This window comes from Pseudomonas sp. FW305-70 (assembly GCF_058783925.1).
On sequence record NZ_JBYSYZ010000053.1, the window covers coordinates 1 to 12650 of the forward strand.

Below are 12650 nucleotides of genomic sequence, written 5' to 3' on the forward strand. Positions count from 1 at the left end.
ATGGTGGGTCGTGTGGGATTCGAACCTACGACCAATTGGTTAAAAGCCAACTGCTCTACCAACTGAGCTAACGACCCGCTGTGTGGTGGCGCGTATAATACTGATTTTTAAGGACTATTCAACACCTATTTTGAAAATAATCAAAAATAAGGTGTTGGATCGCTGATTCCGGCCGCTGCAAAGCCTTCCGCGCGCAGTCGGCAGCTGTCGCATTTGCCGCACGCACGGCCATCATCGTCGGCCTGATAGCAGGAAACGGTCAGCCCGTAGTTCACGCCAAGCTTCACGCCCGCCTGGACAATCTGCGCCTTGCTGAGGTTCTGCAGCGGCGCCTGAATGCGGAAGCCATTGCCCTCCACGCCGGCTTTGGTTGCCAGGTTGGCCATGCGCTCGAACGATTCGATGAACTCGGGGCGGCAGTCCGGGTAACCGGAGTAATCCACCGCATTGACGCCGATGAAGATGTCCCGCGCACCGAGCACTTCAGCCCAACCCAGGGCCAGGGACAGGAACACCGTGTTACGCGCAGGCACGTAAGTGACAGGAATGCCCTCACCCAGCTCTTCCGGTATATCGATGCTGCGGTCGGTCAGCGCCGAGCCACCCATGCCGTTCAGGTTCAGGCCGATCACCTTGTGCTCGACCACACCCAGATCCCGCGCCACGCGCTCGGCGGCGTACAGTTCGGCGTGAGAGCGCTGACCGTAGTCGAAGCTCATGGTGTAGCAGCTGTAGCCTTCGGCGCGTGCCATGGCTACCACGGTCGCCGAGTCCAGGCCACCGGACAGCAGGATGACCGCACGTTTTTCAGCAGTGTTGAGTTGTTCAGTCATTTCAGCGCCCCGGCTCGTCATTCCATAGATATTTATGCAGCTGCAATTGCAAACGCACTGGCAGGTTGTCCGCCACCACCCAGTCCGCCAGGTCCCGGGCATTGAGATCATGGTGGCTTGGCGAGAACAGGACTTCGCCGGCGCGCCGGTCCAAACCGTACTGGATCAGTTTGGAAACGGACCAGTCATAGTCCTCCCGCGAACAGATGACAAACTTCACCTGATCGTTGGGCGTGAGCAGCTCGATGTTTTCGTAGCGATTGCGGTGCGCTTCCTTCGAACCCGGGGTTTTCAGGTCGACAACGCGACTGACCCGGGAATCTACTGACGAGATATCGATAGAGCCACTGGTTTCCAGTGACACTTCGTAACCGGCGTCGCACAAGCGCTTGAGCAAGGGAATGGCGTTGGGTTGCGCCAGGGGCTCGCCGCCCGTGACACAGACATAACGCGGGCGGAAACCGGCGACCTGCTCGAGGATGTCGTCGAGGGTGCGAATGGTTCCGCCGGTGAACGCGTAGGCGCTGTCGCAGTATTGGCAACGCAACGGGCAACCGGTCAGGCGCACAAAAACCGTGGGCAGGCCGGCAGTCCGAGTTTCACCCTGCAACGAGTAGAAAACTTCGGTGATTCTCAATGTGTCTTGCATAGTCGCCACGGGCGTAACAGCTAAACAGGCTGTCCGCCTCCGTCAGGCACTTCAAGGAACCCCGGCAATGCGCAGATCCCAAAAAGCGTGTTTCAGAAAAAGGGGGTGAATTCTAACGAAAAAACCCGCGACAAGCGCGGGTTTCTTTGAAACGGCTCAAGCCGCCTTACATTTTCTGCAGGTCACGCTGCGCCAGCTGAGCAGCGGAAGTGCCCGGATACTGGGACACGACCTGCTGCAGAATGCCTTTGACCCGGTCGGTATGACCGAGACGGCGCTCTACATCAGCGAGCTTGTACAGCGAATCAGGCACCTTGGCGTGCTTGGGATACAGCTGCGAAACCTTGGCAAATGCCTGACCTGCACCTTGCAGATCGCCTTTGGCCAGGTTCACTTCGCCCAGCCAGTACTGGGCATTGCCCGCGTACTGACTGTTCGGGTATTTGCGCAGGAATGCGGCGAAAGCCTGGCTGGCCTTGTCGAAATCCTTGGCCTTGATCAGGTCGAAGGCAGCATCGTAATAGAGCTTTTCCTTCGCCGGATCTGCCGGTTCGCTACCCGCGGCAGGTGCCTGAGCGGCGGCTGCGCCAGCTGCTGCACCTGCGGCTGCACCGGGGGCGTTCGATTCACCACCGGTGGAAGAATTTTCAGGAGTCGCGGCTGGTGCAACGCCGGTTCCTATGCGCCGATCAAGATCCTGGTATCGCTCCAGGCTTTCCTGCTTCATGCGCGCTACATCATTTTGCAGTTCTTCGATCACACCCTGTTGGCGCGAGATCTGTTCCTGCATTTGTTGCAGTTGGTTGAACAGCTGGCCCTGTGCCGAGACAGGGGTCGAAACCCCTCCCCCGGCATAGGCGCCGTTCGTACCGTAACCTGCAGGCGGATAACTGCTCCCGCTATTGTTATAGCCGGAGTCATTATCGACCACAGGAACCGCAGCCCAGGCCGCAAGCGGCGCGAGGCTGAGAGCCAGAACAGTTACAGCACGACGGCACGTTCGCATGACGAATTACTTACGCAGTTCGACGCGACGGTTTTGAGCCCAGGACTGCTCGTCGTTGCCGGTAGCAACTGGACGCTCTTCGCCGTAGGAAACCAGTTCCAGCTGAGCTGGGGAAACACCTTGCAGTACCAGGTAACGCTGAACGGCTTTCGCACGACGCTCGCCCAGTGCCATGTTGTACTCACGAGTACCGCGTTCGTCGGTGTTGCCTTCCAGAACAACGCGAGCGCCGTTTGCTTTCAGGTCTTTGGCGTGAACGTCCAGAGCGCGCATGGCTTCTGGCTTCAGGTCCGAGCTGTCGTATTCGAAGTAGAAAGTGGTGATAGCGCGCAGTGCAGCTTCTTCGCTCAGGGAGCCGTCAACTGCACCAGTGTTTGCGCCGTAACCAGCGTTTGGATCTACCGCGCCTTCACCGGCATTGTCGCCGCCTTTGGACGAGCAACCTACAGCTACAGCCATGGCCAGTGCCAGCGCAGCAAATTTACCAAACTTCAGCATTTCCATCGTGAAACTCCTAATGAACCCCAGTGTGTTAAGTACAACGTATAGCGCCGCGTCAGTTCAGGTAAGGGGACCAGGAAGGTTCTCTGACTTCGCCTTGTGCGGTAGGAAGCGGGAGCCTTACGCGTCCATTGATGGACACGAGCATCAAGACTCCCCGGCCCTGCTGGCGGGTGGCGTAGATTACCATGGTGCCGTTGGGCGCGACAGTAGGCGACTCGTCCAGAGTGCTATCAGTGAGGATTTTTACACTACCGCGTTGCAAATCCTGGGACGCCACCTTGAAATTGGTGAAGCCATCCTGACGGTGAATCATGACAAGCGTCTTTTCATCAGCCGACAATTTAGGGTTGGCGTTGTAGTTGCCGACGAAAGTCACGCGTTCGGCACCGCCGCCACCGGCGCTGGTCTTGTAGATCTGCGGTTTGCCGCCACGGTCGGAAGTGAAGTAGATGGTCGAGCCATCCTTGCCCCAGAACGGTTCGGTGTTGATGCCAGGACCGTTGGTGACACGGCTGATCTGACGCGAGCCCAGGTTCATCACATAGATGTCCGGGTTGCCGTCCTTGGACAGCACGAACGCCAGACGATTGCCATCCGGCGACCAGGCAGGCGCACCGTTCAGGCCTTCGAAGTTGGTGATCTGCTCACGGCGACCGGTGTCGATGTTCTGCATGAAGATACGCGGACGCTTCTGCTCGAAGGAGACATAAGCGATGCGCTTGCCATCCGGTGCGAAACGCGGCGACAGGATCGGCTCACGCGATTGCAGCAGGGTCACGGCGCGGGCACCGTCGTAGTCCGAACGCTGCAGGGTGTAGCGAGTGTTGTTCTCGGAGAAACGCTCGGCCGTTACGTACAGCAGGCGAGTCGAGAAGGCACCCTTGATACCCGTGAGTTTTTCGAACGACTGGTCAGAGATGTAGTGCGCCATGTCGCGCAACTGATCGACACCGCCCGACACGCTGCCGGTCAGCACTTGCTGCTCGGTGGCTACGTTGAACAGTGCATATTGCACCTGCAGGCGACCGCCCGCCGGAACAATGCTGCCGACCATGACGTACTGGGCACCCAGTGCCTTGAAGTCACGGAAGATGATTTCGCCGGCCTGGCTCGGCTGGCTGATCATGTTCTGCTTTGGAATCGGCGAGTAGTAACCCGAGTTGCGCAGGTCGTTACCAATGATTTCCGCCATGTCGTCCGGCAGCACGCTACCGCCCTGGAAGCCGAACGGAACAACGGCGATCGGGGTCGCCCGATCGCTGCCGCTGGTAACCAGAATGTTTTTCTCATCTGCCATCGCCATCCCTGCCATGCAGCAGATAACGACCAGCATTCCTCGAAGAAGGTTTCTCACAAGGCTAGATCCTCAGGTGTGAATGTCATCTTGAATGAACGATACGGAGCGAAATCACTCGGCTTCATTCCCTGCATTTCTGTCAAACGTCCAATATTCTTCACTGCTGCAACAGCCGATGCGTCAAACGGACCGTCGCCACTGGACCTGGACACGCTGACCGAAGTCACCGTACCGTCCGGCAACATGCCGATTTGCAATACGACCGTCATGCCTTTGCGTGCCGAAGGTGGACGAGCCCAGCCTTCCGCTGCACGCGCACGAATCAGGTCATCGAAACTGCCGGCGACTTCGTCACCCTGCTCATCGGCCAAGGCCTGCTGACGCTGCGGCGTATCGGAAAGCAAATCTGCCAGGGCCTGGGCCTTTTTGTCTTCGGCGGATTTACGCGCCGCGTCCTGCGATTTCTTCTTCGCAGCATCGGCAGCAGCTTTCTTCTTCGCTTCCTCGGCGACTTTCTTCTTCGCCTCTTCAGCCTCGGCTTTCTTCTTGGCGTCTTCCGCGGCTTTCTTCTTCGCGTCTTCGACGATCTTTTTCTTGGCTTCTTCAGCGGCCGCTTTCTTGGCCTCTTCTTCAGCAGCCTTCTTGGCTTCTTCTTCAGCTTTCTTCTTGGCTATATCAGCCAATTGTTTCTCTTCTGCCTTCTTGGCTTGCGCGGCTTTCTTCGCGTCGTCGGCTTTCTTGGCTTCATCAGCCTTTTTCGCCTCGTCCGCTTTCTGAGCCTCGTCGGCCTTCTTGGCTTCCTCGGCCTTTTGAGCCGCCTCTTCTTTCTTTTGTTCCGCAGCCTTCACCGCTTCCTGCTCGACCTTTTTCTGCTCCATCTGCTCGACTTCGGTCTGACGCGCAGCAGATTTCTGCGCCTCTCCGGCAATCTTCTGATTGGTCTGGGTGGTCGCCCGACTTTTCGATTTCAGCTGGTACAAGGTCGCCTGGACAATCGGCTTGGCCGGCGGCAGCTCCGGGGTAAAGGCAAAACTGACGAACAACATGCCGAACACCAGCACGTGCAAGCCAATCGCCCAGACACTAGGCCAGAAGTAGCTTTCCGAGGCGGACGGCTCTCGCTGTTGCTGCATCAGGGCGCCTCGGTAATCAAGCCAACATTACCGACCCCGGCTTTCTGCAACCCGCCCATGGCCCCCATGACGGAACCGTAATCGACGGATTTGTCGCCGCGAATGAAGACCTGGGTGTGCTTGCCGCCTTCGTTGCCGACGCGAATGATCTTGGTCACCGCGTCAGTCATTTGCGGCAACGTCATGGCCCGGTCCTGCTGCTTGTCCGTGTCGACTTCGCTGCCAAGGTTCCAGTAGTAGGTCTTGTCGGATTTGATGGAAATGGTCAGGACCTGGGTGTTGTTGTCCTGCGGCAAGGCTTCGCTGGAAACCTTGGGCAGATCAACTTTCACGCCCTGATTGAGCATCGGCGCGGTCACCATGAAGATGACCAGCAGCACCAACATCACGTCGATGTAGGGCACCACGTTCATCTCGGCGACCGGCTTGCGCTTTTTGCGAGCTCGAGCGATTAAAGCCATTGGAAATTACCTGCTTATTCTTCGCTGGTGTGCACTTTGCGGTGCAGGATCGCCTGGAACTCGTCGGCGAAGGTGTAGTAGCGGCCCAGCAGGGTTTCGCTGCGAGCAGCAAAACGGTTGTAAGCGATAACGGCTGGAATGGCCGCGAACAGACCGATGGCCGTGGCGATCAGTGCTTCGGCGATACCCGGGGCCACAGTGGCCAGGGTCGCTTGTTGGGCGGTGGCCAGGCCACGGAAGGAGTTCATGATCCCCCAGACGGTACCGAACAGACCGATGTAGGGGCTGACGGAACCGACAGTGGCGAGAAAGGGCAGGCTCTGTTCGAGCTTTTCTTCCTCGCGGGAAATCGCAACGCGCATGGCACGGGCCACGCCTTCCATGACCGCTTCCGGATCAACGCCTGACTGCTGGCGCAGGCGGGAGAATTCCTTGAAACCGGCACGGAAGATTTGCTCGACACCCGAATCGGGGTCCGGGTTGCTGCCGGCCTGACGGTACAGCTTGGACAGGTCGATACCCGACCAGAAGCGCTCTTCAAAGCTCTCCAGGGCACGTCGACCGGCGCGCAGCAAGTTGCTGCGCTGAAAGATCATGATCCACGAGGTCACCGATGCGGCTACCAGGGTCAGCATTACCAGTTGCACCACGATACTGGCATTGCTGACCAGGCTCCACATGGAGGAATGGTCGACGACGTTAGCTTCCACGCTTTATCTCCTGCTTTGAGTGTGTACCCGCGCCGCTCACGTCGGCAAAGGCCGCTCGTAGAGCTTCGGGAATGGCCCGGGGTTTCAAACTTTCAGTGCGCACACAGGCCACCAGAAACTGCCCTTCGCAGAGCAGTGCATTATCCGTTGCCCGCCTGACCTGCTGCTTGAAGCGCAGGCTGGCACGGTTCAATTCGATTACTTCAGCGCTTACCAGCAGTTCGTCGTCCAGTCGCGCCGGCGCGTGATAGCGCGCTTCGCTGGAATGCACGACGAACAACAGGTCCTCCCCTGCCAGCTGTGATTGGGCAAAGCCCAGATCTCGCAGCCGCTCGGTTCGAGCCCGTTCCATAAACTTGAGGTAATTGACGTAATACACGATGCCGCCCGCATCGGTGTCCTCGTAATAAACGCGACAACGATGTGCGAATGGCTCAAGCCCGTTTTGCGCGCGCATACTCTAGTGCTTACTCCTCAGGTTGCCAATCCGGCCAGGCAACTGTTTTTCATTGATCTGCGGCTTTCTTGCGAAAGTACGGTGCTGGGACCCTACATTGCCCGAAAAAATCAGCACGCAATGTTAATTAATCGTCACTGGCACCGAGGAACTCGTCTGCCACGGGCATTTCGCCCAATCGTGACGGAATGTTTAAACCGAAATGCAGATAGGCATGCCGCGTCACCACTCGCCCCCTTGGCGTGCGCATGATGTAACCCTGCTGGATCAGATAGGGCTCCAGCACGTCTTCAATGGTGTGACGCTCTTCGCTGATGGCGGCCGCCAGGCTGTCGACCCCGACCGGCCCGCCATCGAACTTCTCGATCATGGTCAGCAACAGACGCCGGTCCTGGTGATCGAAGCCACGTTCATCGACGTCCAGCAGGTTCAGCGCCAGGTCGGCAATCGGCTTGGTGATATGCCCCTTGGCGCGAACTTCGGCGAAATCACGCACCCGGCGCAACAGTCGGTTGGCAATCCGGGGCGTGCCACGGGCACGGCGGGCGATTTCGAAGGCGCCTTCCGGGTCCAGCGGCAAACCCAGGATGCTCGCCGAACGACTGACGATCGTCGACAGGTCGGCGTTATTGTAGAACTCAAGACGCTGAACGATGCCGAAACGGTCGCGCAACGGGTTGGTCAGCATGCCTGCCCGGGTCGTTGCGCCAACCAGGGTGAACGGTGGCAGATCGAGCTTGATCGAACGCGCAGCCGGGCCTTCGCCAATCATGATGTCGAGCTGGAAATCTTCCATGGCCGGGTACAGCACTTCTTCAACGATGGGCGACAGGCGATGGATTTCGTCGATGAACAGCACATCGTGAGGCTCAAGGTTGGTCAACAGTGCGGCGAGATCACCCGGACGCTCCAGCACCGGCCCCGAAGTGCTCTTGATTGACACCCCCATTTCCTGGGCGATGATGTTGGCGAGGGTGGTCTTGCCCAGGCCCGGCGGCCCGAAGATCAGCGTGTGATCCAGGGACTCGTTACGACCGCGAGCCGCCTGAATGAACAACTCCATCTGCTCGCGAACGGTCGGCTGGCCAATGTATTCCGCCAGGCTGACCGGGCGGATCGCCCGGTCCTGGACTTCTTCGCGCTCACGCGGACTGTGCGTGGCGGCGATCAGACGATCAGCTTCAATCACTTAGATCATTCCCTTCAAGGCGCGACGGATCATGTCTTCACTGCTCAAACCTTTCTCCTTGATCGCAGACACCGCCTTGCTCGCTTCCTGCGGCTTGTAGCCCAGGGAGATCAGGGCGCTGACGGCGTCATTTTCAGCAGTGTTCACCGGAGCCGGTCCATCCGGCTGGTTCGGCACCAGGGCAAACATGGCCGGCACGGTTTCCCAGGCCTTGAAGCGATCCTTGAGCTCCACCAGCAAACGCTCGGCGGTTTTCTTGCCCACACCTGGCACCTTGGTCAGCGCCGAAGTGTCCTGGGACTGTACGCAACGAACCAGTTCGTCGACTTCCAGACTCGACATCAAGGCCAGCGCCAGTTTCGGCCCGACACCATTGAGGCGGATCAACTCGCGGAAAAAATCGCGCTCACGCTTGCCGACGAAACCATAGAGTAACTGTGCGTCTTCACGCACGACCAGATGAGTGTGCAACGTCAGCGGCTCACCGACCGACGGCAAGCGATAGAGGGTCGTCATGGGCACTTCGAGTTCATAACCCAGACCGTTTACATCCAGAATCAGGTGTGGAGGCTGCTTCTCAGCCAGGGTGCCGCGCAAACGTCCAATCACGTTACAAATCCTTGAGCGTTGGCCAGCTCTGGGCCAGCGACTGATGGAGCAAGGGAGTGGCGCCGACAACCCAGGCGAAACGCCCTCACCCCATGAAAATGATTGCTGATGCTATCAGAGACGCAGGCGCCCGCCACGACTGCGTGCCGCCCCGAGACCATGGGGCAGCAAACTGGAGCGGGTATGAGCATGACAGATGGCAATGGCCAGGGCGTCCGAAGCATCGATCTGCGGCTTGCTGGTCAGCTTGAGCATGTGCATGACCATCATCTGCACCTGCTCCTTGTTGGCCGAGCCGGTACCGACCACTGCCTGCTTGACCTGGGTTGCGCTGTATTCGGCAATTTCCAGGCTTTCCTCGGCACCCGCCACGATCGCTGCGCCACGGGCCTGCCCCAGTTTCAGGGCGGAATCAGCGTTACGGGCCATGAACACCTTTTCGATCCCCATGGTCACCGGATGGTAGGTCTGAATGATCTCCCGCACCCCGCGATAGACAATCTGCAGTCGCTCAGCCAGCTCGCCGGCACCGGTGCGGATACAACCGGAGGCGACGTACTCGCAGCCACGGCCGGTATCACGCACCACACCGTAACCGGTGATGCGCGAACCAGGGTCGATACCAAGAATTAAAGTCATAACGCCTGCGGGATAAGAAAGAACACGATCTTCAGCTCAGTGAATAATAAATGTGGGAGCGGGCTTGCTCGCGAATGCGGACTATCAGACAACATCGTTGCTGAATATTAAACCGCTTTCGCGAGCAAGCCCGCTCCCACATGGATCGTGGCCACCCTTTAACCGAGCTGTGCGGCCACCGACTCCGGAATCTCCGCGTTGGAGTAGACGTTTTGCACGTCATCCAGGTCTTCGAGCATGTCGATCAGCTTGAGGACTTTCTCGGCGCCTTCCAGATCGAGCTCGGCGCTGGTGGTCGGCAGCATGACAATTTCCGCGTCGTCACCCTTGAAGCCCGCCGCTTCCAGTGCGTTACGCACGGAATAGAATCCGGCAAACGAGGTGAAAACGTCGATCGAACCGTCTTCGTTGGTCACCACGTCATCGGCGTCGGCTTCCATGGCCGCTTCCATCAGCGCGTCTTCGTCAACGCCGGCGGCGAAAGAGATCTGCCCCTTGCGCTCGAACAGATAGGCCACCGAACCGTCAGTCCCGAGGTTGCCGCCGCACTTGCTGAACGCATGGCGAACCGCGGCCGCGGTACGGTTACGGTTGTCGGTCATGCATTCAACCATCACCGCCACGCCGCCTGGACCGTAACCTTCGTAGGTCAGCTCGACCACGTCGTCGGTATCGGCAGCGCCGGTACCGCGGGCGACAGCACGATCGATGATGTCACGGCTCATGTTGGCACCCAGAGCCTTGTCCAGGGCCAGGCGCAGACGCGGATTGGAGCCTGGATCACCACCACCCTGACGGGCAGCGACGGTCAGCTCACGAATCCACTTGGTGAAGATCTTGCCCCTCTTGGCATCCTGACGTTCTTTGCGGTGCTTGATGTTCGCCCACTTGGAATGACCTGCCATAACTCGCTCCGAATTCTCTTTGAAACATTGCCCGCCGCGCTGTATTGCGCCGGCCGGCAAACAAAAATCTTGAACAACTCTGCCTATAAAGAAAGGGCGCATCCGCAGATGCGCCCTTCGGGTCAGCCTTACTCGGCCTTAGGCGTTTCACGCAGACGAATGTGCAACTCGCGCAATGCCTTGGCATCCACCTGGCCCGGCGCCTGGGTCATGACATCGGCCGCGCTCTGGGTTTTCGGGAAGGCGATCACTTCACGGATCGACTGGGCGCCGGTCATCAGCATCACCAGACGGTCCAGGCCAAAGGCCAGGCCACCGTGCGGCGGTGCGCCGTATTTCAGGGCGTCGAGCAGGAAGCCGAATTTCTCTTCCTGTTCCACTTCGTTGATGCCCAGCAGACGGAAGACCGCTTGTTGCATCTCTTTGCGGTGGATACGAATCGAACCGCCACCCAGCTCGGTGCCGTTCAACACCATGTCGTAGGCACGGGACAGAGCGCCCGCCGGGTTGGCTTCCAACTCCGCCGGGGAGCACTTCGGCGCGGTGAACGGGTGGTGCAAGGCGCTGAAGCTGCCGTCGTCGTTCTCTTCGAACATCGGGAAGTCAACGACCCACATCGGAGCCCATTCACAGGTCAGCAGGCTCAGGTCGTGACCGAGCTTGATGCGCAATGCGCCCAACGCTTCGCTGACGATCTTGGCCTTGTCGGCACCGAAGAACACGATGTCGCCGTCAACTGCACCAACACGATCCAGGATCACGTTGAGGTTGGCTTCTGGGATGTTCTTCACGATCGGCGATTGCAGACCGTCAACGCCATTCGCACGCTCGTTGACCTTGATGTACGCCAGGCCCTTGGCACCGTAGATGCCGACAAACTTGGTGTAGTCGTCGATCTGCTTGCGCGGCATGCTCGCGCCGCCAGGCACGCGCAGGGCGGCGATGCGGCATTTCGGGTCGTTGGCCGGGCCGCTGAACACCTTGAAGTCGACTTCCTTGAGCTGGTCGGCCACGTCCACCAGTTCCAGCGGGTTACGCAGGTCTGGCTTGTCGGAACCGTAGCGGCGCATGGCTTCTTCGAAGGTCATGTGCGGGAACTCGCCGAATTCCAGGCCCAGCACTTCCTTGAACAGGTTGCGGATCATTTGCTCGGTCAGGCCCATGATCTCTTTTTCATCGAGGAAGCTGGTCTCGATGTCGATCTGGGTGAATTCCGGCTGGCGGTCGGCGCGCAGGTCTTCGTCGCGGAAGCACTTGGCGATCTGGTAGTAACGGTCGAAGCCGGCCACCATCAACAGTTGCTTGAACAGCTGCGGCGATTGCGGCAAGGCGAAGAACGAACCGGCATGAGTACGGCTCGGCACCAGGTAGTCGCGCGCGCCTTCCGGGGTAGCACGGGTCAGGATCGGCGTCTCGACGTCGAGGAAGCCGTTCTCGTCCAGGAAGCGACGGATGCTGGTGGTCATGCGCGAGCGCAGACGCAGCTTCTCGGCCATTTCCGGGCGACGCAGGTCGAGGAAGCGATAGCGCAGGCGGGTTTCTTCACCGACGTCGGAGAATTCGTTCAGCGGGAACGGCGGGGTTTCCGATTCGTTCAGCACTTCCAGCTCGTAGCCGAGGACTTCGATCATGCCCGACGCCATGTTGGCGTTGGTCGCACCGGCCGGACGCAGGCGAACCTTGCCGGTGATCTTCACGACGTACTCGCTGCGCACGCGATCGGCTGCGGCGAAGGTTTCAGCGCGGTCCGGATCGAACACGACCTGGGCCAGACCATCACGATCACGGATATCGAGGAAAATCACCCCACCGTGGTCACGGCGACGGTGAACCCATCCGCAAAGGGTAATTTCCTGGCCGTCCAGGCTTTCGTTCAGTTGGCCGCAATAATGGCTGCGCATCATGGTCGTGGTTTCACTTCTCGTAATTCGAAATTCGGTTGGAGATCCTACAGCAGCCCCGCCTTTAAAAAGGCGCCGGGTGATGCAAAAGCTCGCGTGTGTCGTTCAATTCAGGTTCAGGACCTTAGTCAGCTTTGTCGCCGCCGGCCAGGTTCTTCTTGGAACCGGTCTTGAAATCGGTTTCGTACCAACCCGTGCCGCTGAGGCGAAAGCCCGGCATGGACAGCATTTTCTTAAGCTCTGGCGCCTGACAGGCAGGGCAGTCGACCAGCGGTGCATCGCTGATCTTTTGAATGGCTTCCAACTGATGACCACAGGAAGCACATTGATAATCGTACATCGGCATGGAGGTTGTCT

15 protein-coding genes and 1 tRNA gene are annotated in these 12650 nt (G+C 58.9%); all 16 read right to left on the reverse strand.

Annotation, left to right across the window (positions count from 1 at the left end; translation table 11 throughout):
- Position 1: 1 nt before the first annotated feature.
- The 16 genes from AC3WN7_RS26025 to AC3WN7_RS26100 all read right to left on the reverse strand — a co-directional run bounded on the left by AC3WN7_RS26025 (position 2) and on the right by AC3WN7_RS26100 (position 12639).
- A tRNA-Lys gene (locus AC3WN7_RS26025) sits at positions 2-77 on the reverse strand.
- Between the two features lie 63 nt (positions 78-140).
- Positions 141-833 carry a 7-cyano-7-deazaguanine synthase QueC gene (gene queC / locus AC3WN7_RS26030; protein ID WP_095965386.1) on the reverse strand — a complete coding sequence of 231 codons (693 nt, stop codon included), beginning with the start codon at positions 831-833 and terminating at the stop codon, positions 141-143.
- A gap of 1 nt (position 834) precedes the next feature.
- On the reverse strand, positions 835-1482 hold the full coding sequence (gene queE, locus AC3WN7_RS26035; RefSeq protein WP_095965387.1) for a 7-carboxy-7-deazaguanine synthase QueE: 648 nt from the start codon (positions 1480-1482) through the stop codon (positions 835-837).
- A 166-nt stretch (positions 1483-1648) separates the two neighbouring features.
- Positions 1649-2488, reverse strand: a complete 840-nt coding sequence (ybgF, locus tag AC3WN7_RS26040; protein WP_095965388.1) for a tol-pal system protein YbgF — start codon at positions 2486-2488, stop codon at positions 1649-1651.
- A gap of 6 nt (positions 2489-2494) precedes the next feature.
- Entirely contained in the window at positions 2495-2992 is a 498-nt protein-coding gene (gene pal / locus AC3WN7_RS26045; protein ID WP_003178634.1) for a peptidoglycan-associated lipoprotein Pal, read from the reverse strand.
- A 52-nt stretch (positions 2993-3044) separates the two neighbouring features.
- Complete coding sequence (gene tolB / locus AC3WN7_RS26050) at positions 3045-4325, reverse strand: Tol-Pal system beta propeller repeat protein TolB (RefSeq protein ID WP_172435708.1); 1281 nt, start codon at positions 4323-4325, stop codon at positions 3045-3047.
- 17 nt (positions 4326-4342) lie between these two features.
- A complete protein-coding gene (tolA, locus tag AC3WN7_RS26055) occupies positions 4343-5422 on the reverse strand; it encodes a cell envelope integrity protein TolA (protein ID WP_102675660.1) in 1080 nt (359 codons plus the stop codon).
- On the reverse strand, positions 5422-5874 hold the full coding sequence (tolR, locus tag AC3WN7_RS26060) for a protein TolR (RefSeq protein WP_172435709.1): 453 nt from the start codon (positions 5872-5874) through the stop codon (positions 5422-5424). The genes tolA and tolR overlap by 1 nt, the downstream gene beginning before the upstream one ends.
- 23 nt (positions 5875-5897) lie before the next feature.
- Positions 5898-6593 carry a protein TolQ gene (gene tolQ, locus AC3WN7_RS26065; RefSeq protein ID WP_007977321.1) on the reverse strand — a complete coding sequence of 232 codons (696 nt, stop codon included), beginning with the start codon at positions 6591-6593 and terminating at the stop codon, positions 5898-5900.
- The gene (ybgC, locus tag AC3WN7_RS26070; protein ID WP_057713518.1) at positions 6583-7050 is read right to left on the reverse strand and encodes a tol-pal system-associated acyl-CoA thioesterase; all 468 of its coding nucleotides are present in this window, start codon (positions 7048-7050) and stop codon (positions 6583-6585) included. Before ybgC ends, tolQ begins: the two co-directional genes overlap by 11 nt.
- Positions 7051-7177: 127 nt before the next feature.
- A complete protein-coding gene (gene ruvB, locus AC3WN7_RS26075) occupies positions 7178-8239 on the reverse strand; it encodes a Holliday junction branch migration DNA helicase RuvB (protein ID WP_015096600.1) in 1062 nt (353 codons plus the stop codon).
- On the reverse strand, positions 8240-8848 hold the full coding sequence (ruvA, locus tag AC3WN7_RS26080) for a Holliday junction branch migration protein RuvA (RefSeq protein WP_007995640.1): 609 nt from the start codon (positions 8846-8848) through the stop codon (positions 8240-8242). It abuts the gene before it with no gap.
- A 114-nt stretch (positions 8849-8962) separates the two neighbouring features.
- Positions 8963-9487, reverse strand: a complete 525-nt coding sequence (gene ruvC, locus AC3WN7_RS26085) for a crossover junction endodeoxyribonuclease RuvC (protein WP_095965392.1) — start codon at positions 9485-9487, stop codon at positions 8963-8965.
- Between the two features lie 158 nt (positions 9488-9645).
- Positions 9646-10392 (reverse strand): YebC/PmpR family DNA-binding transcriptional regulator, encoded by a 747-nt coding sequence (locus tag AC3WN7_RS26090; protein ID WP_007995641.1) that lies wholly within the window; start codon positions 10390-10392, stop codon positions 9646-9648.
- A 128-nt stretch (positions 10393-10520) separates the two neighbouring features.
- Complete coding sequence (gene aspS / locus AC3WN7_RS26095; RefSeq protein ID WP_007977331.1) at positions 10521-12296, reverse strand: aspartate--tRNA ligase; 1776 nt, start codon at positions 12294-12296, stop codon at positions 10521-10523.
- 121 nt (positions 12297-12417) lie between these two features.
- Positions 12418-12639, reverse strand: a complete 222-nt coding sequence (locus AC3WN7_RS26100) for an FmdB family zinc ribbon protein (protein WP_007977333.1) — start codon at positions 12637-12639, stop codon at positions 12418-12420.
- Between the last annotated feature and the right edge of the window lie 11 nt (positions 12640-12650).